Here is a 21082-nt window from a genome sequence, read left to right as displayed (position 1 = left end):
ACGGGGCGAGGACAGCGCCCCTCGGGCGCCTCAGACCCCCGCCCTCTGACGCGCCTCCTCAACCACCCGCACCGCTTCGGCCACTTCGTCGTCACTCCGCAGCACCACCGCCAAGTCATGCGCGGCCACGAGAATCTGATCGGCCACGGCGAACATCCCGGCGTCCGGCATCTGCCGGGGCTCGCTCCCGGGCTCCTCGACGGCCTGGGCCCGCCGGGCCAACTCCCTGGCCAGCTCGAGAGCCTCGGCCGCGGCACCCCGCTGAAGCCGGCTCTGCGGCGCCGCGCGCAACCTGTCGGCGAAGTGATCCACTGCTCGGGTCAAGGGCGTCGTATCAACCACGCGCCGAGCGTAACGTGCCGCACTGTTGCCAATACGCGAACGCTCAGGCACCGTGACGTGAAGGACCGGCTTACATCCCCTTTGCGTTCGGAGGCGCCGATGTCCCAGCTCTTCTCGGAGGAGACCCACCGCAATCTGCTCGCCCGCATTCCCCACTGCACCGGTCGCGAGGTTTCCGACTGGCTGCGCACCGTTGAAGAAGGCCCCGCCCTGTTCCGCTTCGAGGAGAAGGTCAGCTGGCTCCGGCACGAGTACGACCTCGCGTACGGACACGCGAAGGCGATCGTCCACGAGTACGACCTGAGGAGGGCGGCACGCAAGCTGCTCTAGCCGCCGCAGACGGCGAGCAGACGGCGAAGGGCCCCGGGTCGGAGCCCGGGGCCCTTCTCATGACCGGCGCGTGCGCTAGTCGTTGTTGGTGAAGATCGCCACCAGCCGCAGCATCTCCAGGTAGATCCACACCAGGGTCACGGTGAGACCGAACGCGGCGAGCCAGGACTCGTTGCGCGGGGCGCCGTAGGCGATGCCGTCCTCGATCTGCTTGAAGTCGAGGGTCAGGAAGAACGCGCCGATCACGATGGCGACGATGCTGACGAGCGCGCCGAGCGGGCCGAAGCTGCGCAGACCGCCGTTCTCGGCGACGCCGAACACGACCAGCAGCAGGTTGACCGCCATGACCACCAGGAAGGCCATGGCGATGGCCATGCCGATGCGGGCGTAGCGGGCGGTGACGCGGATCCAGCCGGCCTTGTAGACGAGCAGGGTCGCGGCCGAGACCGCCATGGTGCCGAGCACCGCCTGGAAAGGCGCGCCCTGCCAGCGGCTGTTGTACATCTCGCTGATGACGCCCAGGAAGACGCCCTCGAAGGCGGCGTACCCGAGGATCAGCGCGGGCGACGGGGTGCGCTTGAAGTTCTGGACCATCGCCAGGACGAACGCGACGATCGCCGAGCCGACGGCCAGGCCGTAGCTGGTCGCCGTGACCGGCAGCAGCGCCCAGGCGAGGACCGCGCCGACGACGACGGTGCCGAGCGTGAGGGCCGAGCGGACGACGACGTCGTCCATCGTCATCCGGCCGGTGGTGGCGGGGGCCTGCGGCGGGGCGCCGTACTGGAGGTCCGCCTGCGCGTACGGGTTCTGGGCGTAGGGGTTCTGCGCGTACGGGTTGCCCTGTGCGTACCCGGCCTGCGGTGCGGTGTTGAAGCCGGCGTAGCCGTTGTCGCGGCTGAACCCCCGTCGCGAGAAGACCGGGTTACTGCTCCTCATTTCACTCCTCCATGGCTGCCGTGCGCGGCCTTGGCTCAAGAGTAATGGATTGGCAAAGGACCGACCATGATACCTGAGGAGGATCTTTCCCCTGCCGTGCTGCCCAACACGCTACGCGTACCGGTGATTCCCGGCCAAGGATGATCGCGTTCCATGACGAACCTGCTACCTCGCCGAGACGTGCCGCTAACCCAGCGGGAACCCGGTGTACGCCTCGGCCAGGTCGGTCTCGGCCGCGCGGGAGGAGGCGATCCGCTCCAGCCGGGCCAGTTGGAGGCGGGCGTCGAAGGGCGTGGCGTCCGGGGCCGGATGGAGCATCGTCGTCATGTCGCAGGAGAACCGCTCGGCCTGCCAGACACGGCGCAGACAGGTCGCGGAGTAGGCGTCGAGGAGGTCCGCCGAGCCGGTCTCCTTCTCGTGGGCGAGAGCGCGCGCGAGGGTGACGACGTCTCCGACGGCGAGGTTCAGCCCCTTGGCTCCGGTCGGCGGCACGATGTGGGCGGCGTCACCGGCGAGGAAGAGCCGGCCGTGGCGCATCGGCTCGTGCACGAAGGAGCGCATCGGCGTGACCGACTTGTGGGTGACGGGGCCGCGTTCCAGCCGCCAGTCGTCCTCGGTCTCGAAGCGGCGCTCCAGCTCCGACCAGATCTCGTCGTCGGTCCAGTCGTCCGCCTCCGCGCCTGCGGGGACCTGAAGGTAGAGGCGGGAGACGGACGGGGACCGCATGGACAGGAGGGCGAAGCCGCGGTCGTGGCGGGCGTAGACGAGTTCGTCGTGGGAGGGTGCGACGTCGGCGAGGATGCCGAGCCAGGCGTAGGGGTACGTCCGTTCGAACACGCGGGACAGGGCGGCCGGGAAGGCGCTGCGGGCCACGCCCCAGAAGCCGTCGCAGCCGACGGCGTAGTCGCACTCCAGCAGGTCCTCGCGGCCCTGGCGCCGGAACCGGATGCGCGGCCGGTCGCCGTCGGCGCCCTCCACCGCCAGCGCCTCGGCCCCGAACAGCAGCGGCCCGCCGTCCTTCAGCTGAAGGGCGATCAGGTCCTTGCAGACCTCCGTCTGGGCGTACACCATCACGGACCGGCCGCCGGTCAGGCCGGGGAAGTCGACGCGGTGGCGGCGCCGGCCGAAGCGCAGCTCGATGCCGTCGTGCCGCAGGCCCTCCCGGTCCATCCGCTCCCCGGCGCCGGCCGCGCGCAGCACGTCCACCGTGCCCTGCTCCAGGATTCCGGCGCGCTGCCGATGTTCGACGTAGGCGCGGTCGTGGCTCTCCAGGACGACCGAGTCGATGCCGGCGCGGTGCAGCAGCCGCGCGAGCAGCAGTCCGGCCGGTCCGGCTCCGATGATCCCGACGGTGGTGCGCATCGGCTCTGCCCCTTCCGGTGGCGCCCTTGCCCCAGGCGGCGAAGTGTTCGCCTGGTGAAGTTTTCTTCACTGATGTCGGGCGTGAGTCTGCGCCGGGAGGCATGTGATGTCAATGGGATGCGCAGCGGCGACGTCCACGCCTGCGGCGGAGGCGCGGTCGCCTCGGGCTTCTGGCACTGGGCCGTCGCCGACCTTCCCGTCTCCGTGACCGACCTGCCGGCCGGCGCAGGAGACGGACGTGACTTGCCTGGCGGCGCGGTGACCCTGCCCAACGACGACGGCTACAGAAGGTATCTCGGTCCGGCGACTCCTCCAGGCAACGGGCCGGACCGCTACTTCCTTGTAGTGCATGCCGTCGACGTGAAGGAACTGGAGGTGTCCAAGACGACGACGCCTGCCCTCATGGACTCCTCCTGTTCACTCACGCGATCGCGCGGGCAACCCTGTACGGCACCTTCGAGCGCTGAGCAGGCCTGCTGGTCAATCTCCGCAGGCCCTGCGAAGGCGGGTTCCGAATGGACGTCAGCCCATGTCAACAGTCGGCGCGTGGACGTCGCTACGCGGTGGCGTGACTTGGCCGATTGTCTTGTGGAGCGCCTCGAGGCCATCTCGGTAGATCTCGGTGAAAAGAGCGATCACCTCGTCGTCGGTCGCTTCGCCCTCGGGGGTGAAACGGCCCGACCACTGCACTTCGGCGCTGTCGGGGGCACCGCTCACCTCGTGCACGCGCAGGGTGGACAGGTAGCCGACGACAGGGAAAGGTGCCTCCACAATGGTGTAACTGTAGTGGCGCTCGGCGTCGTTGAACTCCACCAGGCGCTCGACGATGACGTCCTCGTCGGGGTTTCTCAGCCGTCGGACACGGCCGCCCTCCACGAGGTCGCTGTGGGAGATGTAGGGCAGCCAGCCGGGCAGGGAGCCGAAGCCGCCGATGAGTTGCCACACTCGTGCGGGCGAGGCGGGGACGATCCGGCTGACGGATGTCGATGCCATGACGTTCTCCCGAGCTCGTTGGTTTCTCCCTTGCCGGACGGGAAGCATGCGCAGGGGCTCAGGTGCCGCCGGGCAAGGGCGCCTGCGGGCTGACCAGGTCGGCTTGCCGCAGTTCGCGCCAGAAGTCAGCCGGGATCTGCTCATGCAGGGCGGCTAGGTCCTCGGCGATGCGACTGGGCTTGGTCGCACCGGGGATGACGGCGGCAGTCACGGGGTGAGCGAGGCTGAACTGCAGGGCCGCGGCTTTCATGCTCACCCCGTGTCGGTCTGCGAGCTCCTTCAGACGCCGGACCTTTTCCACGATCTCGGGGGAAGCGTCAGCGTATTCGAAGTGGGAACCGCCGGCGAGTACACCGGAACTGTACGGACCACCGACGACCATGCTGACCTGCTGCTCGACGGCCATGGGCAGCAGTCTCTGCAGAGCGTGCGCGTGATCCAGCAGGGTGTAACGCCCGGCCAGCAGGAAGCCGTCCGGCCGGGGCTCTTCCAGGGCCAGGGCCAACTCGACGGGTTCTGTGCGATTGACCCCGAGACCCCACGCCTTGATGACGCCCTCGTCGCGCAGCCGGGACAGGACCCGGAAGGCCCCGGTTCGGGCCTCCTCGAACTTCTGCAGCCACACGTCGCCGTAGAAGTCCTGGGAGATGTCGTGGACCCACACGATGTCGATCCGGTCGACGCCCAGTCGTTCCAGGCTGCCTTCGAGCGAGCGCTCGGTTGCCTCGGCCGTCCACTCGTGGACCATCCGGTTTGGACGGCCGAACTCGAAGAGACTGCCCTTCTCCCCCAAATCACGGGAACCCTCTTCGATCTCGTCCAGGATGACCCGGCCCACCTTCGTCGACAGGACGAACTCGTTCCGGGGCTTGCTCGAAAGGAGTCCACCAAGGCGGATTTCGGCCAGACCTGCCCCGTACAGCGGAGCGGTGTCGTAGAAGCGGACGCCCTGATCCCAGGCGGCGTCGAGCGTCGCGTTCACTTCGTCGTCCGGAACCGCGCGGAACATGTTGCCCAGTGGAGCCGTCCCGAACCCGATCCGATCAGGGAGGATCTTCTGCAGGCTCACGATACGTCCTCTTCACGGTGTCTTTGCCTCCGCAGCCGAGGGCTCCGCCGTGGCGATCACCCGGCTGACGCTCTCGATCTCCTTCACCAGACGTTCGGCCGCATGCTGCGGCCACCCCGCCCGCTCCTCGACACTCGTCGCGGGACTCGTCGTCGCGACCGCCGATATCCACCGTATGACCGCGCGATATAGCTCGCAATTCACCCATTCGAACCGTCGCGCGTCTCACAACGCGGCACCCCGACAACTCGCCGCCGCGCATCCAGCGCGGCGGCGACGCCGCGGTCCAGCGGCGACGGCCTGTCGAGCGGCGACCACACCCGCCACCGGCCCCCCTCCACGGCAACGAATGCGCGGCAAGCAGAGACACGCGAACATGGTGATCCGGGAGATGCGGCGGACGCGGAGCACGACGACTTCCGCGAAGGAGGTCCGCGCGACTCCGCGCAGCCGGCCGGACAGGGCTCTCGGGGTGGCTGCGGGCGACGCCTTCCGTACGACCCTCACTTTTCTCAGTCGCCGAACGGGCCGAGTTCACCTTGTACGCCGAGGAAGTGGAAGCACATGACCGTCTCCGGAATCCTGACATCGGGCCAGGGCAGACTGGCCCTTGGAGTGGCGGTGCTTTCCGCCCTGACAGTGATGCCGATGCCGACTCACGCCGCGGACGACATCGGTCGGGCCCCGGCGGCCCAGAAGCCAACCGTGGTGCTCGTACACGGAGCGTTCGCCGACGGGTCCAGCTGGAACGCAGTGGTCCAGCGCCTGCAGCGGGACGGCTACCAGGTCATCGCCCCGCCCAACACGCTGCGCGGCATACCCCAGGACTCGACGTACCTGAACAGCCTCCTCAAAACCATCAAGGGACCGATCGTTCTCGTCGGACACTCCTACGCCGGCGAGGTGATCTCACAGGCGGCCGCCGGCCTCGACAACGTCAAGGCACTCGTGTACGTCAACGCCATCATGCCGGACAAGGGAGAGTCCTTCGCCAGCCTCTCCGGCAAATTCGCGGCAGCCCCGCTCACCAAGGCGCTGAGGCAGGTCCCCTTCCGCAACGGCGGCACCACCACGGGCACCGACGTGTACATCCGGCCCGCCGAACTCCACGCCACCTTCGCTCAGGACCTCTCCCAGCAGCAGGCGTCCGTCATGGCATCGACACAGCGGCCGATCGCACAGTCCGCCTTCACCGACAAACTCACCGAAGCGGCCTGGCGGGACAAGCCCGTCTACGTGCTCGTCGGCAGACAGGACCGGGCCATCAACCCGAGCCTCGAACGGTACGAGGCCGAACGCGCGCACGCGCGCAGGACAGTGGAGATCGACTCCTCCCACGTGTCCTTGATCTCCCACCCCCAAGCCGTCACGGATCTCATCCTCAGCGCGGCCCACGACTCCGTCACCGGTAAGTGACGAACGGGCATGTCCTGTCACGGTCGCGCGTTGCGGTTCCACGAGACAGCGGTCGCAGCATGGCGGTGACATCGAGTTCACCGAAGGCGGGGACCGGAAGGCTGCTGAGGTACTCGGTCGAGGTCGGCCTGGCCAGTCTGCTGAGCTACTGGGCGGCGACCAGACTCTGGTCGACCGCTCATCAGCCGTACGAGGAAGGGCAACTCGGTGGCATGTGGGCTGCGATCTCCACGATCTTCGTGGTCCGGGAATGCAAAAGGGAGAGTGCGACCGCGGCGATCGCTCGCATGTCGGCGACCCTCATCAGCTTCGTACTCTGCCTGGCATACCTCGCGTTCCTGCCCTTTCACGCCTGGGGCCTCGCCCTGCTCGTGGGCTTGAGCGTCCTGGTGCCCGGGCTGATCGGACGGCCCGGCGACGAAGCGACCGCGGCCATCACCACCACCGTCGTCATGGTCGTCGCGGGACTGAACCCGCACGGGGCCTGGAAACAGCCGCTGCTACGTCTGGCGGACACGGCCATCGGCGTAGCAGCAGGCCTCGTCACGCTGGTCATCGTGCATCAGATCGGCAAGTGGACAGGCAGAGGAAGCGGCCCTCCATCGGATCGATCACCCACGAGTCAGGCCGGCTGACTCCGCACACTCTCGCGCCGTGGGCTGTCAGGACGGACGAGCCCCAGTGATTCACCCCTATGGTCCCGCCGAGGATCCGAGCCCGCGCCTCCGAAGTGCGCGACAGCAATGGCCCGCTTAGCGTGCGAAGTGCGTGGGGACTGCCCAGCCGTGGTCGCGCCTGCCGCGCGAAGGTCGGGACGAAGGAGCATGGGGTATGGCGAAGGTACTGTTCATCGTCAGCGGTGCCAGCTACTGGGTGCTCAAGGACGGCACGAGGCATGCCACGGGTTACTGGGCGGAAGAGTTCGCGAACCCGTACAAGATCCTCACGGATGCCGGTCACCAAGTGATCATCGCCACTCCGGGCGGCGTGATTCCCACTGTCGACATGATGAGCCTGCGCCCGTCCTTCAACGGTGGTGAGGACGGGGCCCTGCAGCAGGAGAACATCATTCGCGACGCCGAGGGGATGCGGCGGCCGCTCCAGCTCTCGGACGTGCGGCTCGAGGACTACGACGCCGTCTACCTGCCGGGCGGTCACGGGCCGATGCAGGACCTGGCGTTCGACCCCGACACCGGGCGCCTGCTGACCGAGCAGCTGCAGTCGGGCAAGCCGCTGGCGATCGTGTGCCACGCCCCGGCCGCGATGCTGGCCACCCGGATCCACGGTGTCTCGCCGTTCAAGGGCTACAAGATCACGGCCTTCACCAATGACGAGGAGGAGGGCGTAGGGCTGGCCCCCCGAGCCCCGTGGCTGCTGGAGACCGAGCTCAAGGAGAAGCTCGGGGTCGACTTCAGCCGGGGTCCGAACTGGGAGCCGTACATGGTCGAGGACCGCAACCTCATCACCGGCCAGAACCCGCACTCGGCCGGGGTCCTCGGCAAACGACTCCTCGAAGTCCTCGCCTGACGGCTCGCGGCGGCTCAGCCCGCGACCCGGGTGCGACCACGGTCCCGGCACCACGGGGCGCGGCCGGGTCGTGGCCCGCGTGCCATCCGCGCGTCCAGACTCCGGTAGCGCCGCGTTGGTGTCGTGCGCCCCTGCCGTCCTTGCCGGGGGCCGCCACGTTGATGCGATACCGGTTCAGGCCGAGACCGGTGTCTCCGGCTTCATCTTGTAGGCGTTCTTGATGGCCTCATGCCGGGTACCGAGGCCGTCGGTGACCTTGCGCTCCCACGGAACCCGCTGCAGGTACTTGGTCTCGTCGATCATGGACTTCGGCTCCAGGTTCCGGTAGCTGTCGACCTCGCCGGCGGCCACGGCCGTCAGCGTGGCGAAGACGGCTTCAGGGTCGAACTGCGCCCGCGGGAAGGCGAGTTCGGAGTAGTCGAACAGTCGCTCCGCGGGGTCGTCCTCCCAGCTCTCCCACGTCTGGAACATCCGGTCGTTGAAGCCGGTCAGGAACGGCCCCGGATTCACCGTGGCAACCTCTATGTTGTACTCCTGCAGCTCGTACGCCATGGTCTCGGCGATCGCCTCGATCGCGTGCTTGGACGCCGAGTAGATACCCGTGAACGGATTGACGTTCAGGCCTTCCCTTGACGAGACCCAGACGATACGGCCCTCGCCGCGCTTGATCATCTGCTTGGCGATCCCCTGGGTGAGCAGAAGCGGCCCCGTGACGTTGACCTCGAACTGGTGCCGGATGTTCGCGCCGGGGATGTCGACCGTCGAGCCTCCTTCTCCGACGCCCGCGTTGTTCACGAGGATCTCCACGCCCCAGTCGAGAGCCTTGCGCCGGTCGCCGTCGTTGGTTACGTCGAGCTTCTCCACGTGCAGGTCGACCTTCCGCTCGGCCGCCTGCCACTTCAGGGTCTGCACCTGGGCGTAGATCTCGACGCTGGCGATGACGTCGAATCCCTTCTGGGCCAGCCGCATGGCCGCCTCGAAACCGAAGCCGGAACCGGCTCCCGTGATGAGGACTTTCTTCAGCGACGAATTCGACATGGTGACGCACTTCCTTTTCGACTGTCCGGTTCGCGACTATCTACTTGTCGATCTTGTCGATGGTGTTCTCGTAGCTGTTTTGCGTTCAAACGGCGAGAGCGGTGCTGCCGCTTGCGACCGCGCCCCGTCGGGAGGGAAAGGCCAAGAACGGGATCGTGTGTCAGATGATGTTGAGGCGGTCGAGGAACGGCTCGGCGACAGCGGCGTCTCCGGTGATCTCGCAGTGCTCGCGCCACGGAGTGCGGGTGGTACCCCAGCAGATGAAGTCGGCCGCGCTGCTGTGGACCTGGGTCGAGCCGAGGGCGCCGGGCGCGACGGTCAGCCCTGCGTGCCCGCCCTCGGCGGGCAGTATCGTGACCGTCGTGGCACCGGGGCCGGTCAGGTCCAGCACGAGCGGCTCGGTGACCGCGGCGTCGAGGTCGTGACCTTGCATCTGGGGCACCCCGGCGAGCATGAACTCCACGGCTGGAGCCACCAGTTCGTCTGTCGGCGCCGGAACCGTGAACGGCAGCGGCCCCTGCGGGGCGAGCAGGTCGTAACGCAGATGGCAGAGCACATTGAACGCCATGGTGTTGGCCAGCAGATGCCGCGGATAGGTTCCCAGGCCTGGCACGGGTATCGGGTCGTCCGCTCGCGGCGTCTTCTGGCCCGCTTCCAGGAGCTCCAACTGCCGGGGGGTGTAGCGCCTCCACTCGTCGATCACCTCGCGGTGATTCCAGCCGCGGCGCTCGTCGACCCGCATGTCGTGGTAGCGCTCGCGGACCTGCGGCCAGGACGGGTCCGGTGTGGGGGGTTCGACCGCTTCATGGGCGAGGGCCGCCAGGTGGGCGATCACATCGATGACCCGCCAGCCTTTGCAGGCGGAGGGCGACTCCCACTGCTCGTCGTCGACGAGCGGGACGATGTCCGCGAGCTGCGCGCTGCTCGTCCGCGCCGACGCGACTCCTGCTTGTGTCATAGATGCCTCCTTTCGGCGGGCCCGAGCCCGGACCGGTGTCCGGGAGACGGACCGATCAGGCCGCCCGTCGCGACAGCCGGTATGTGGCCGCCACGTCCGCCCGCCCCTGACCATGCGTGGCAGCCGACTGCAACCGGTCGCGTACGACTTCCGCGATGCCCAGCCGCAGCCCGGCGCCGTGCGCCGACTCGGTGATCAGAGCGGCGTCCTTCGCCGCCGCCTCCAGCGGGAAGGAAGGTGTGTCGAGGTCGTCGCTGATCATCTTGGGGCCCTTGGCCTGCACGTACTTGCTGTCCAGCGCACTGCCGCTGATGACGTTGATCAGCTGGTGGGGGTCGACACCCAGCGCCTCGGCCAGGGTGAGGGACTCGGCGATGCCCTCGACGGTCGTCAGCACCCACGCGTTGTAAGCGAGCTTGAGGCTGCTGGGCTGCCCGATGTGGTCCAGCCAGACAGTGCGCGTGCCCACCGCGTCCAGGACCGGCTGGACACGCTCGCCGGCACACAGGTGGGACGCGGCGGCCAGAATGGTCAGGGTGCCGGCGATGGCCGGCTCCCTCGTGCCCAGCACCGGCGCCTCGACGAAGGCGACGCCGAGTCCGTCGGCCTGCTCCGCCAGGCGCAGGCTGCCCTCGGGCGAGACGGTGCAGCACTGCAGCCACACGGCGTCCCGGTCCAGACCGTCACGGGCCTGGTCCATCACCTCGGACACCACCCGCTCGTTGGCGAGAACGGTCAGCACGACCTTGGCCCCGCGGCAGGCCTCAGCCGCCGTGTCGCACACCACCGCGCCGACCTCGGTCAGCGGCTCGGCCGCCGCCCGCCTGCGGTTCCACACCCGAAGCCCCAGCCCGGCCGCGGCGATGTTCCGCGCCATGGCGTCCCCCATGGTTCCGATCCCGAGGACGGCCACCTCCGGACGGCCCCGGGCCGTGTCGCTTCCGCTCATGCTCCCACCTCCGTGGTGACGGTCCCGCCCGCGCTCAGGCGGCGTCCTGACCGATCCAGACGGTCTTGGCGTTCATGAACTCACGCATCCCGAGGTCAGACAGTTCGCGTCCGTAGCCGCTGCGCTTGACCCCGCCGAAGGGGATTTCGGGGTAGCTGGTGGTGTTGCCGTTGATGAAGGCCATACCGGACTGCACATCCCGGACGAACAGGTCCCGTTCCGCCCGGTCCTCGCTCCACAGGTTCGAACCCAGGCCGTACGGGTGACCGTTGGCGATCTCCAGGGCCTCCTGCAGGGACGCCACGGTCCACACCTGGGCGACCGGGCCGAAGACCTCCTCGTGGAACATCTTCATCTCGTCCGTGATGCCCGTCAGCACGGTCGGCGGGAAGAACCAGCCGGGCCGGTCCGGACGCCTCCCACCCGTCAGCACCGTCGCGCCCTTGCCGACCGCGTCGTCCACGTACGCCTCGACGTCCGCCCGGCCGGACTCGGTCGCCAGCGGGCCGACGTCCGTGGCGTCCTCCATCGGGTCCCCCACCACCAGGGCCGCCATCTTCGCGGTGAACTTCTCCAGGAACGCCTCGGCGACGTCCTCGTGGACGAAGAACCGCTTGCCGTTGATGCAGGACTGCCCGTTGTTGAGCGTCCGCGCCCTGACGGCCACGTCGGTCGCCCGGTCCAGATCCGTGGACGGCATGACGATGAACGGGTCGGAGCCGCCGAGTTCGAGCACGACCTTCTTGATCACGTCACCGGCGATCCCGCCCACCGAGCGTCCCGCCGGCTCGCTGCCGGTGAGCGTCGCGGCCGCCACCCGGTCGTCGCGCAGGACCTCCTCGACCCGGCGCGCGGAGATCAGCAGCGTCTGGAACACGTCGTCCGGGAATCCCGCTTCACGGAAGAGCCGCTCCATGTACAGCGCGCACTGCGGCACGTTCGAGGCGTGCTTGAGCACCCCGACGTTCCCCGCCAGCAACGCGGGCGCGGCGAAGCGCATCGCCTGCCACAGCGGCAGGTTCCACGGCATCACCGCCAGCACCACGCCGATCGGCTGGTACGTCACGAAGCACTCCTTGGCGCCGACGTTCCCGGCGTCGTTCCGCAGATCCCGCAGGAAGTCCGGGCCGTGGGCGGCGTAGAAGCGCAGTCCGTGGACGCACTTGGCCACCTCCTCGCGGGCGGCCCGGAGCGTCTTGCCCATCTCCGTGGTGATCATCCGGCTGACGTCGTCGGCGTCTTTCTCCAGCACATCGGCTGCCTGGTTCAGCCATTGAGCGCGCTGCTCAACGCTCGTGAGGCGATAGGACCTTGCCGCGGCGGCGGCCCGCTCCAGCTTGTCGTCCAACTGCTCGGCGGTGAGTTCCTCGAAGGTCCTGATGACCTCGCCCGTCACAGGATTCGTGGTCGCGATAGCCATAAAATGAGGCTAGTTCCGTCGTTCATTTGTAGCAAAATGTGTCACGTCGCCCTGCGTTGAGACACCATGACCCGCTGTAGGCGAATGCCATTGGCGTCGCGCCGCAATCCGGGGCGGATCAACGCTGCGGGCGATAGCCGGTGACGGCAGAGAACAGGGTTGGGCCCAGATCGGTCAAGCCGAGTGATGATCTGTTGGAAAAGGCTTCCTCAGCGCGCGAAAACGGACTTCAACGATGCCGAGCGGCACTACAGCTGCGCCATTCTCCAGGCACCATTCCCGGTGGACGGATATGGCTCGGCCCTGCGGGTGCATTCGCTGTGAACTTCTTACTCCTCCCTTCAGCAGTACGTCGACGCAGCCCCCAGGAATCACGAAGCAGGTCTACGAGGCGGACAGGTGCCATGAGCCCGATACCCTCGGCTGCGATCGCGACATGATGCCTTTCCCCTCTTTCGTCTCGATAAATAACATCGATCGAAGAAATGTGGCGTTCCAGCTCGTACCGCCACGCCGACCCTCGGTCCGAACTCCTCTCCTTCTGAGGATCCGCACGTCGCGCAGCCCGAAAATTCCCAACCCAAAGAACACCAACGCTGACACATACATGAAGAAGGTGCCCAAATCGGTACCTTGCGCGTCATAGAGCCCTCGCTGTCAGCGGCAGCGGATCAAGGAATGGCGTATCGCGTGTCGCCACGCGGATCAAGTGGTCGGTGGAGCCTTCGTGGGCGAGTCGAGTTTCCGTCGAGCGCGATCAGTAGTCGAAGAAGTGAAGGGCGGGTCCTCTGACCTGCGGCCGATTAATCGATCAACACTGCGACCTGTGACTCACCTGTCGGCAGTTGTCAGCGTTGGTCGCCGTTGAGTACCCCCGCACGGCCCAGCGACGGCCCGAGCGGGGTTCGTGCATGGCCCCTCGATGCGAACTATGGGCACGAAGGTCACCGAGGTCTGTCGGGCTGGCTGGGCGTGCCGTGAGAAGCAGGGACGGTTGGTGCTGGTCGGCGGGGTTGCTGTACTTCGCTGCTGTACCGCACCGAGTTCTGTCGAGACCTCTTTACGGCCGGCGGCGACGCGCACGGATGCCCAAAGGCGGCGTGCCCCGCAGTCCTCGGCCCTACTCCAGGGTCTTCGCAGCGTTGCGGATGACCTTGAGGACAGCGCTGGGCTGAGAGAGCATCGGGACGTGGCTGCTGTCGAGACTGACGGTCGTGGCCTTCATCCGTTCGGCGGAAGCGCGCTCCCGGTCCGGGTTCACCGTGCGGTCCTGGGTGCCCACGATGTACCAGCTCGGCTTCGCTCGCCAGGCATTGCCGGGAACCTGCTGGTCGAAGAGGTCCGCGATCGGCGGATTAGCGGTCGCCAGCACGAGCTTTTGTTCCTCCAGCGGCAGGTCGCCGCAGAAGTCGCCGATGCCCGACTCCTTGAGGTAGATGCGGTTGTCGGCGACCTCAAGGTGTTCGAAAACCGGCGAGCTGGGAAACGCGGCCAGGTGCTGCTGCGAGGTCTCGTCGTCGTCCGGGGCAAGCGCGCAGATGTACACCAGGGCGCCCACCCGGTCGTGCACGCCCGCCTTGGTGATCAGCGTGCCGCCGAAGGAGTGGCCCACGAGCACGACCGGGCCGGGCACATGGTTGATCGCGCGGGTTACGCAGTCGACGTCGCCCGCGAGCGAGTCAAGCCCGTGCTGCGACGCGAAGACCTCGCGACCCTCGGCCTGGAGTGCGGGGATGAGCTTTGCGAAGCACGAGCCATCGGCCCACAAGCCGTGGGCCAGCACGATGCTGGCTTTTCCGGCCATGAGTGCCTCCTCTGTCGCTACGTGCTACCTGTAGCGGAGATCCACTTCGTTTGATCCTCTTTGTTCAACCCTAGGTGGGAACTACAGGTGCCGCTCGCCCGATACGAGGTCCAGGTCTCAGATTCCGGTAGTAGGCGACGACGTCGGTCAGCTGGCCGCGAGTGGCGGCCCCCGTGACGTTGTCGTGCTCTTGGAAGTACTCGAACTCCACGTCGATCCAGTGAGCGCCCGGACCGATCAGCTGGGCCCGCTGAGCTGTTGCAGCCGCGGCCACGTATTCGGCCAGCCGCGCGGCTATCGCACTGGTGTCCGTGATCGCGTCCCGGCGATCGTCATGGTAGGCACGCCAAGTCATAGCAGGAACCCGCCACCGTGGGCAGCAGGGCAACCCCAGTGGCGGATAGACGCGCTACTTCGAACTGCTTGGTCAGCCAGAGCGCCAGTGACACTCCGGCCACCTGAAGGACCAGGTAGATGACCAGTGCCCTGCGGGTTCGCGATCCCCCATGGGAACCATGCTCGTCCAGCCCGTCACGCAGCGGGGAGGGATCAGTCACTTCGCTACCAGGATGTGATGACGCAGTCACGGAGTGACGCCAATCGCTGCAGTCACGCATTGACCAGAGTGGCGGCCCAGCGGCTAGTGATGGCCTCGGTGCGACGGACACCCACCCCACGTCGCTTGAACCTACCGAACACTCCCACAGGGCCCGAATGTGTGACGGGAGGCTGCACAGAGACGTGACACCTGGCCGGTGACTACGCGTTACAACCAGCGGACCGCTGCCGGGCCACTCCCGAGGGTGGCCCGCACGCCGCGTCGCAGGCGAAGTGGTGCCCGGAGCCGGACTTGAACCGGCACGCCCGCGAAGGGGCAGCGAGGTTTAAGCTCGCCGTGTCTGCATTCCACCATCCGGGCAGGCCATGGGCTCCGCTTCGAGGTTCGAGCCTATCGGGACGCATCCCCCGAACAGCGGATGGGCGGACCGATGTTGTCTTATTTTATTGACGTCTGAGGGTGCATCAGCCCGTGGAACGGGCCATCCGCACTTGCCAACAGCGTGACGTGACGGGGCTGCGGCCGTACGTGGAATGACGGAATTTCACCGCCCGAACGAGGGTGTTCCACCCGTTCTCGACACCGGCTGGACAGCGGTTCGAGGGCGATCCGGGTCGGCGACGCTCTCAGGGTCCGCCGTCCTCCCCAGGTATGACACGTCGCTCTCCCGTCCGACCCCAGGCGGCCCCCGGAACCGGAACAGCGACTGACTACACGCGCGCTCGGCGCCGGGACGATGGAACGGTCCCCATGGAACACACGTCGTCCCGACAGGAGCACCGTCCCGTGACCACCACACCCACCGCCGACCGGACCACCGCCGTGGCCGCACGCGCCACGGAGCTGTCGAAGATCTACGGGCAGGGTGAGACCCGGGTGGTCGCCCTGGACCAGGTCTCCGTCGACTTCCGGCAGGCCGAGTTCACCGCGATCATGGGCCCGTCCGGCTCCGGCAAGTCCACCCTGATGCACTGCGTGGCCGGCCTCGACACCTTCTCCTCCGGATCCGTGCGCATCGGTGACACCGAGCTGGGCTCCCTGAAGGACAAGCAGCTCACCAAGCTCCGCCGGGACAAGATCGGCTTCATCTTCCAGGCCTTCAACCTGCTGCCGACGCTGACCGCCCTGGAGAACATCACCCTTCCGATGGACATCGCGGGCCGCAAGCCGGACAAGGCCTGGCTGGACCAGGTGATCGCGATGGTCGGCCTGTCCGGGCGGCTCGGCCACCGGCCCTCCCAGCTCTCCGGCGGCCAGCAGCAACGCGTGGCCGTCGCCCGCGCCCTCGCCTCCAGGCCCGAGATCATCTTCGGTGACGAGCCGACCGGAAACCTCGACTCACGCTCCGGCGCCGAGGTCCTCGGCTTCCTGCGCAACTCCGTGCGCGAGCTGGGCCAGACCGTCGTCATGGTGACCCACGACCCGGTCGCCGCCGCCTACGCCGACCGCGTGGTCTTCCTCGCGGACGGCCGGATCGTCGACGAGATGTACGGCCCCACGGCCGACTCCGTCCTCGACCTCATGAAGCAGTTCGACGCGAAGGGCCGTACCAGCTGATGTTCCGCACCGCCCTGCGCAACGTCCTCGCGCACAAGGCCCGGCTGCTGATGACCGTGCTCGCCGTGATGCTCGGCGTGGCCTTCGTCACCGGGACGCTCGTCTTCACCAACACCATCTCCGACGCCTACCAGAAGAGCTCCGCCAAGGGCTTCGACCAGGTCGACGTCGCCGTACAGCCCAAGTACCAGGACTCCAAGGGCGATCAGGTCGGCAGACTGTCCGACCTGACCCAGGCCACGCTGGACAAGGCCGCGAAGGTCCCCGGCGCCGCCTCCGCGACCGGTGTCGTCAGCGGCTTCACCGCCGTCGCCGACAAGGACGGCAAGCTGGCCGGCGGCGACTGGCAGTCCAACGGCGGCAACTACTGGGGCACCAAGGACGCCCGGTACCCGCTGGTCGGCGGCCACGCCCCGCACGGCGCGGGCGAGGTGCTGCTCGACTCCAGGACCGCCAAGCGCGCCGGCTACCAGGTCGGCGACACCGTGCGCCTGTCGGTGAACGGCCCGGTCCTCACCCCGACCCTCGCCGGCATCTTCACCACCGACGACGGCAACGTCTCCGCCGGCGGCAGCCTCGCCCTGTTCGACACGCCGACCGCGCAGAAGCTGTTCGGCAAGAAGGGCACGTACGACGAGATCGACGTCAAGGCCGCGGCCGGCACCAGCCAGACCGCGCTGAAGGCCGAGCTGGACAAGGCCCTGCCGTCCCACCTGGTCGAGAACACCACCGGCAAGACGCTCGCCGACGGCCAGGCCAAGCAGATCGCCGACTCGATGAGCGGCCTGAAGCAGGCCCTGCTGGTGTTCGCCGGCATCGCGCTGTTCGTCGGCACGTTCATCATCGCCAACACCTTCACCATGCTGGTCGCCCAGCGCACCCGCGAACTGGCCCTGTTGCGCGCGGTCGGCGCCTCCCGCCGCCAGGTGACCCGCTCGGTGCTGATCGAGGCGTTCGCGGTCGGCGCGGTCGCCGGTGTGGCGGGGCTCGCCGCCGGCATCGGCATCGGCGCGGGCCTGCGCTCGCTGCTGGGCTCCTTCGGCGCGAGCGTGCCCGACGGGCCGCTGGTGATCAGCCCCGGCACCGTGGTGTCCGCCCTCGCGGTCGGCATCCTCATCACCATGCTGGCCGCCTGGCTGCCCGGCCGCCGGGCCGCGAAGATCCCGCCGGTGGCGGCGATGAGCAGCGTGCACGCCAAGGCCACCACCAAGTCGCTGGTGCTGCGCAACACGCTCGGCGCGCTGTTCGCGGCGGCCGGCGTCGCGGTGGTCCTCGCGGCCACGTCGATGGACACCGACTCCGCCCAGGGCCCGATGGGCATCGGCGCGGTCCTGCTCATCATCGGCGTGTTCATCCTGACCCCGCTGCTGTCCCGCCCGCTGATCGCGGCCGCCGCCCCGGTGCTGCGCGCCTTCGGTGTCTCGGGCAAGCTGGCCCGCCAGAACTCGGTCCGCAACCCGCGCCGTACGGCGGCCACCGCCTCGGCGCTGATGATCGGCCTGACCCTGATCACCGGCATGACGGTGATGGCGGGCAGCCTGCAGACCGCGATCGACAAGATGGCCTCCTCGGCGATCCGCGCGGACTACGTCGTCTCGATGGCCAACCGCTCCCCGCTCTCCCCGGACGTGGCGACCAGGCTCGCCGCCGCCGACGGCGTCACCGCCAGCAGCCCGCTGCGCAACGCCGAGTCCCGCATCGACGGCAGGACCGAGTTCCTGACCGGTGTCAACGGCTCGGCCATCGGGAAGCTGACCGATCTGAAGGTGGACGAGGGCACGTTCACGGTGGGCGGCTCGCAGATCGTCGTGGACAAGGACCGGGCCAAGGAGCACGGCTGGACGCCCGGTTCGCACGTCACGGCGCACTTCGAGGACGGCACGGCACGGCAGCTGACCGTCGCCGGTGTCTACGAGGGCAACGACATGATCAACGGCATCATGCTCGACAACAAGGTCCTCACCCCGCACCTGAAGCACCCGGCCGACATGCAGGTCATGGTCAAGACGGCGGACGGCGCCTCCGACGCCACGAAGACCCGGCTGACGAAGGTCCTCGGCACCAACCCGGCGATCAAGATCCAGGACAAGCAGGACATCTCCAACAGCATCGCGCAGATCTTCACGACGATGCTGAACATGCTCTACGGCCTGCTCGGCATGGCGGTGATCGTCGCGGTCCTCGGGGTCATCAACACCCTGGCCATGTCCGTCTTCGAGCGCGCCCAGGAGATCGGCATGCTCCGCGCGATCGGCCTGGACCGCAAGGCGGTCAAGCGGATGGTCCGCCTGGAGTCCCTGGTGATCTCCCTGTTCGGCGGGGTGCTCGGCATCGGACTGGGCGTGTTCTTCGGCTGGGCGGCCGGCGAGCTGCTGGGCACGAAGATGCCGACGTACCAACTGGTCCTGCCCTGGGGCCGGATGGCGGTCTTCCTGCTGCTGGCGGGCATGGTCGGCGTCCTGGCCGCGCTGTGGCCGGCCCGGCGCGCGGCCCGGCTGAACATGCTGGCGGCGATCAAGTCCGAGTAGCCGTACGACGACCGGAGGGGCCTCGCAGCCGCGGGGCCCCTCGTGTCGTACCGGCTGTCAGGTGTTCCAGGTGCGGGTGCGCAGCGGCAGGCCGGACGCGCCCGGCTCCGGGGTGCGGACGGCCAGGACCTGGTTGACGCCGATCCGGTTGCGTTCGAAGGCGAGCGCGGAGGCGGCCATGTACAGCCGCCAGACGCGGGCCCGGCCGGGGCTGGTGAGGCGGACCGCGCGGCCCCACTCCCCCTCCAGGTTGGCGACCCACCGGCGCAGGGTGCGGGCGTAGTGCTCGCGCAGGGACTCCACGTCGCGCACCTCGAACCCGGCGAGCTCCAGCTGGGTGACGGTGCTGCCGATGGGGGCGAGTTCGCCGTCCGGGAAGACGTAGGCGTCGATGAACTCGTCCACGGAGTACGCCGTTTCGTCGCGCTGCGGGCGGCGGGCGATCTGGTGGTTGAGCAGCCGCCCGCCGGGCTTGAGCAGGTCGTGCAACCGGCGGGCGTACTCCAGATAGCGTGCGGCGCCGACGTGCTCCGCCATGCCGATGGAGGAGATGGCGTCGAAGGGGCCGTCCGTCACGTCCCGGTAGTCCTGGACCCTGATCTCCACCCGGTCGGTCAGCCCCTCGTCGGCGACGCGCTTGCGGGCGTATGCCGCCTGCTCCTGCGACAGGGTGACCCCGACGACGCTCACGCCGTGCTCGCGGGCCGCGTGGACGGCCATCGAGCCCCAGCCGCAGCCGACGTCCAGCAGCCGCTGACCAGGGGTCAGCCCGAGTTTGACGCAGACGAGTTCGAGCTTGTCGCGCTGGGCGGTCTCCAGGGTTCCGCCCTCCTCCCAGTAGGCGCAGGAGTACACCATGGAGGGGCCGAGGACGATCTCGTAGAAGTCGTTGCCGACGTCGTAGTGGTGGCTGATGGCCTGCCTGTCGGTGCGCCGGGTGTGCAGATGCCGGCGCGCCCTGCGGACCTCCTCGCGCGGCGGGGCGGGCGGGAGAGGCGGCCCGGCCAGCTTCAGCAGCTCGCGGACGGCGGACCGGACGGCGGGGTCGCGCAGGGCCTGCAGGAGGCCGGGGGCCTCCTCGCCGCGCTCCCACACCAGCCCTGCCAGGGCCTCGAGCGCGGCGTACAGGTCGCCCTCGATGTCCAGGTCGCCGGCGACCCAGCCGCGGACGAGGCCCAGCTCGCCCGGTTTGAACAGCATGCGGCGCAGGGCCCGGCGGTTGCGCACGACGAGCGCCGGCGCACCCGGCGGCCCGGCCTGCGACCCGTCCCAGGCACGGATCCTTAGCGGGAGCGGGGTTCCCAGCAGTTGCTCGGCAAGACTCCTCAGCCGCGGCGCGGCGTCGACCATGGCGCACACCTCCAAGACGAGATCCCGGATGCCGGTAACCACGTAAACACCGTTGGCCGTTCGGCGCAGTCCCGCAAAGGAGTTACAAGTCGGCAAAACGGCTGCATATGCCATGCAGATGGGGCGGGGAGTGTGCGGGAGGCACCGCCCGTCGGTCAAGTCACGACTTGCAGGGGCATGACGCGCCTCGGGGCCCGGGCCGTAATGGATGACGTACCCGGCTTCCCCTTCTCCCCAACGGATGTGCATGGCCATGGTTCGTCTTTCCACGTTGCACCGCCTCGCCCTGCTCGCTGCCTCGACCACGGTGATCACCGGAGGTGTGCTGTCGCAGGGCAGCGCGTTCGCCGCCACGCAGTGGCAGAAGATCACCGACGCCCCGAGCGGGATCACCGTCCGGCTCCCCGGAAGACCGGCGGTGCAGAAGTACAGCGATCACGGGGTCAACAGCCGTGACTATGTGGTGCCGACCGGATACGGAGCCCTGGGCTTCTCGGTCTTCGACGGGCCCGGCAAGGCCCCGGACAAGCCGTGGGACCTGAAGACAGGTCTCAAGGCCGCGGTGGACGGCTACAACAGCTCCGATGCCGAGGCCCGGCTGCACAGCACCGGCGTCCATGACGGCACCGAGGACGGCGACCACTATCTGGAGGCGGGACTCGTCGGCGCCGACGGCAAGGTGGGGCACATCCGCATGGTCGACCACGGCAGGCAGGCGCTCATGATCATGACGATCGGCACCGGCGACCGGCGGGACGCCGTGGACCGCGACTACCGGCAGGTGCTCGACAGCATCAAGACCCGCGACCACGGCCCCCGGCAGGCCGGGGAACCCGCCGTGGCCACCTGACCGGAGTGCGTCACCGGCCCGGCGGGGCCGGGGTCCGCACACGCCGAAGGGGCCGCCCGCACCACGGATGGCAGGCGGCCCCTTCGGCGTGTTC

19 protein-coding genes, 1 tRNA gene and 1 pseudogene are annotated in these 21082 nt (G+C 68.4%); 8 read left to right on the top strand and 13 right to left on the bottom strand.

Annotated features, from left to right (window positions below; all coding sequences use genetic code 11):
- Positions 1–30: 30 nt before the first annotated feature.
- On the bottom strand, positions 31–342 hold the full coding sequence (locus tag ABT288_RS05290) for a hypothetical protein (protein WP_351602964.1): 312 nt from the start codon (positions 340–342) through the stop codon (positions 31–33).
- Between the two features lie 99 nt (positions 343–441).
- Between ABT288_RS05290 and ABT288_RS05285 the strand changes: the two genes are divergently transcribed.
- The gene (locus ABT288_RS05285; RefSeq protein WP_020940491.1) at positions 442–672 is read left to right on the top strand and encodes a DUF4287 domain-containing protein; all 231 of its coding nucleotides are present in this window, start codon (positions 442–444) and stop codon (positions 670–672) included.
- 75 nt (positions 673–747) lie between these two features.
- Here the strand turns inward: ABT288_RS05285 and ABT288_RS05280 are convergent, their stop codons facing one another.
- Together ABT288_RS05280 and ABT288_RS05275 are read right to left on the bottom strand one after the other, a co-directional pair.
- Positions 748–1608: a Bax inhibitor-1/YccA family protein gene (locus tag ABT288_RS05280; protein ID WP_351602962.1), complete on the bottom strand. Its 861-nt coding sequence runs from the start codon at positions 1606–1608 to the stop codon at positions 748–750.
- Positions 1609–1794: 186 nt separating this feature from the next.
- Entirely contained in the window at positions 1795–2970 is a 1176-nt protein-coding gene (locus ABT288_RS05275) for a 4-hydroxybenzoate 3-monooxygenase (RefSeq protein WP_351602960.1), read from the bottom strand.
- 72 nt (positions 2971–3042) lie between these two features.
- On the opposite strand from ABT288_RS05275, the pseudogene ABT288_RS05270 reads away from it, so the two are divergent.
- Positions 3043–3309, top strand: a pseudogene (locus tag ABT288_RS05270) (YbhB/YbcL family Raf kinase inhibitor-like protein); the annotation flags it as partial.
- A 183-nt stretch (positions 3310–3492) separates the two neighbouring features.
- Here ABT288_RS05270 and ABT288_RS05265 read toward each other — a convergent pair.
- Positions 3493–3963: an SRPBCC family protein gene (locus ABT288_RS05265; protein ID WP_351602958.1), complete on the bottom strand. Its 471-nt coding sequence runs from the start codon at positions 3961–3963 to the stop codon at positions 3493–3495.
- Between the two features lie 58 nt (positions 3964–4021).
- Positions 4022–5032 carry an aldo/keto reductase gene (locus tag ABT288_RS05260; protein WP_351602956.1) on the bottom strand — a complete coding sequence of 337 codons (1011 nt, stop codon included), beginning with the start codon at positions 5030–5032 and terminating at the stop codon, positions 4022–4024.
- A 648-nt stretch (positions 5033–5680) separates the two neighbouring features.
- On the opposite strand from ABT288_RS05260, the gene ABT288_RS05255 reads away from it, so the two are divergent.
- The 3 genes from ABT288_RS05255 to ABT288_RS05245 all read left to right on the top strand — a co-directional run bounded on the left by ABT288_RS05255 (position 5681) and on the right by ABT288_RS05245 (position 7975).
- Positions 5681–6448 (top strand): alpha/beta fold hydrolase, encoded by a 768-nt coding sequence (locus ABT288_RS05255; RefSeq protein ID WP_351602954.1) that lies wholly within the window; start codon positions 5681–5683, stop codon positions 6446–6448.
- Between the two features lie 212 nt (positions 6449–6660).
- Entirely contained in the window at positions 6661–7083 is a 423-nt protein-coding gene (locus ABT288_RS05250) for an FUSC family protein (protein WP_351602952.1), read from the top strand.
- 196 nt (positions 7084–7279) lie between these two features.
- Positions 7280–7975, top strand: coding sequence for a type 1 glutamine amidotransferase domain-containing protein (locus ABT288_RS05245; protein ID WP_351602951.1), 696 nt, complete (start codon positions 7280–7282; stop codon positions 7973–7975).
- 174 nt (positions 7976–8149) lie between these two features.
- On the opposite strand, the gene ABT288_RS05240 is transcribed toward ABT288_RS05245, so the two are convergent.
- From ABT288_RS05240 to ABT288_RS05210, 7 genes are all read right to left on the bottom strand, one after another.
- Complete coding sequence (locus tag ABT288_RS05240; protein WP_351602950.1) at positions 8150–9013, bottom strand: SDR family oxidoreductase; 864 nt, start codon at positions 9011–9013, stop codon at positions 8150–8152.
- A gap of 160 nt (positions 9014–9173) precedes the next feature.
- Complete coding sequence (locus tag ABT288_RS05235; RefSeq protein ID WP_351602949.1) at positions 9174–9971, bottom strand: maleylpyruvate isomerase family mycothiol-dependent enzyme; 798 nt, start codon at positions 9969–9971, stop codon at positions 9174–9176.
- A 55-nt stretch (positions 9972–10026) separates the two neighbouring features.
- On the bottom strand, positions 10027–10920 hold the full coding sequence (locus ABT288_RS05230) for an NAD(P)-dependent oxidoreductase (protein ID WP_351602947.1): 894 nt from the start codon (positions 10918–10920) through the stop codon (positions 10027–10029).
- Positions 10921–10954: 34 nt separating this feature from the next.
- The gene (locus ABT288_RS05225; RefSeq protein ID WP_351602945.1) at positions 10955–12340 is read right to left on the bottom strand and encodes an NADP-dependent succinic semialdehyde dehydrogenase; all 1386 of its coding nucleotides are present in this window, start codon (positions 12338–12340) and stop codon (positions 10955–10957) included.
- Between the two features lie 1120 nt (positions 12341–13460).
- Complete coding sequence (locus ABT288_RS05220; RefSeq protein ID WP_351602943.1) at positions 13461–14144, bottom strand: alpha/beta fold hydrolase; 684 nt, start codon at positions 14142–14144, stop codon at positions 13461–13463.
- Between the two features lie 70 nt (positions 14145–14214).
- A complete protein-coding gene (locus tag ABT288_RS05215; RefSeq protein WP_351602941.1) occupies positions 14215–14499 on the bottom strand; it encodes a hypothetical protein in 285 nt (94 codons plus the stop codon).
- A gap of 477 nt (positions 14500–14976) precedes the next feature.
- Positions 14977–15063 (bottom strand) — tRNA-Leu (locus tag ABT288_RS05210).
- Between the two features lie 426 nt (positions 15064–15489).
- Between ABT288_RS05210 and ABT288_RS05205 the strand changes: the two genes are divergently transcribed.
- Together ABT288_RS05205 and ABT288_RS05200 are read left to right on the top strand one after the other, a co-directional pair.
- Positions 15490–16260: an ABC transporter ATP-binding protein gene (locus tag ABT288_RS05205; RefSeq protein ID WP_351602939.1), complete on the top strand. Its 771-nt coding sequence runs from the start codon at positions 15490–15492 to the stop codon at positions 16258–16260.
- Positions 16260–18788 carry an ABC transporter permease gene (locus tag ABT288_RS05200; protein WP_351602937.1) on the top strand — a complete coding sequence of 843 codons (2529 nt, stop codon included), beginning with the start codon at positions 16260–16262 and terminating at the stop codon, positions 18786–18788. The genes ABT288_RS05205 and ABT288_RS05200 overlap by 1 nt, the downstream gene beginning before the upstream one ends.
- 57 nt (positions 18789–18845) lie before the next feature.
- On the opposite strand, the gene ABT288_RS05195 is transcribed toward ABT288_RS05200, so the two are convergent.
- On the bottom strand, positions 18846–20138 hold the full coding sequence (locus tag ABT288_RS05195) for a class I SAM-dependent methyltransferase (protein ID WP_351603092.1): 1293 nt from the start codon (positions 20136–20138) through the stop codon (positions 18846–18848).
- A 253-nt stretch (positions 20139–20391) separates the two neighbouring features.
- Between ABT288_RS05195 and ABT288_RS05190 the strand changes: the two genes are divergently transcribed.
- Positions 20392–20988: a hypothetical protein gene (locus ABT288_RS05190; RefSeq protein ID WP_351602935.1), complete on the top strand. Its 597-nt coding sequence runs from the start codon at positions 20392–20394 to the stop codon at positions 20986–20988.
- Positions 20989–21082 lie beyond the last annotated feature (94 nt).

Origin of the sequence: Streptomyces sp. NPDC001093 (genome assembly GCF_040298985.1) — a bacterium.
Lineage (GTDB): Bacteria > Actinomycetota > Actinomycetes > Streptomycetales > Streptomycetaceae > Streptomyces.
Note: the sequence above shows the minus strand (reverse complement) of the source record. Positions and strands in the feature narration are given on the sequence as shown.

Coding starts and splice junctions, on each gene's coding strand:
- ABT288_RS05265 (WP_351602958.1), bottom strand. CDS start 3,963: ATGGCATCGACATCCGTCAGCCGGATCGTCCCCGCCTCGCCCGCACGA.
- ABT288_RS05215 (WP_351602941.1), bottom strand. CDS start 14,499: ATGACTTGGCGTGCCTACCATGACGATCGCCGGGACGCGATCACGGAC.
- ABT288_RS05240 (WP_351602950.1), bottom strand. CDS start 9,013: ATGTCGAATTCGTCGCTGAAGAAAGTCCTCATCACGGGAGCCGGTTCC.
- ABT288_RS05250 (WP_351602952.1), top strand. CDS start 6,661: ATGTGGGCTGCGATCTCCACGATCTTCGTGGTCCGGGAATGCAAAAGG.
- ABT288_RS05255 (WP_351602954.1), top strand. CDS start 5,681: ATGCCGACTCACGCCGCGGACGACATCGGTCGGGCCCCGGCGGCCCAG.
- ABT288_RS05195 (WP_351603092.1), bottom strand. CDS start 20,138: ATGGTCGACGCCGCGCCGCGGCTGAGGAGTCTTGCCGAGCAACTGCTG.
- ABT288_RS05190 (WP_351602935.1), top strand. CDS start 20,392: ATGGTTCGTCTTTCCACGTTGCACCGCCTCGCCCTGCTCGCTGCCTCG.
- ABT288_RS05275 (WP_351602960.1), bottom strand. CDS start 2,970: ATGCGCACCACCGTCGGGATCATCGGAGCCGGACCGGCCGGACTGCTG.
- ABT288_RS05280 (WP_351602962.1), bottom strand. CDS start 1,608: ATGAGGAGCAGTAACCCGGTCTTCTCGCGACGGGGGTTCAGCCGCGAC.
- ABT288_RS05245 (WP_351602951.1), top strand. CDS start 7,280: ATGGCGAAGGTACTGTTCATCGTCAGCGGTGCCAGCTACTGGGTGCTC.
- ABT288_RS05200 (WP_351602937.1), top strand. CDS start 16,260: ATGTTCCGCACCGCCCTGCGCAACGTCCTCGCGCACAAGGCCCGGCTG.
- ABT288_RS05235 (WP_351602949.1), bottom strand. CDS start 9,971: ATGACACAAGCAGGAGTCGCGTCGGCGCGGACGAGCAGCGCGCAGCTC.
- ABT288_RS05285 (WP_020940491.1), top strand. CDS start 442: ATGTCCCAGCTCTTCTCGGAGGAGACCCACCGCAATCTGCTCGCCCGC.
- ABT288_RS05220 (WP_351602943.1), bottom strand. CDS start 14,144: ATGGCCGGAAAAGCCAGCATCGTGCTGGCCCACGGCTTGTGGGCCGAT.
- ABT288_RS05230 (WP_351602947.1), bottom strand. CDS start 10,920: ATGAGCGGAAGCGACACGGCCCGGGGCCGTCCGGAGGTGGCCGTCCTC.
- ABT288_RS05225 (WP_351602945.1), bottom strand. CDS start 12,340: ATGGCTATCGCGACCACGAATCCTGTGACGGGCGAGGTCATCAGGACC.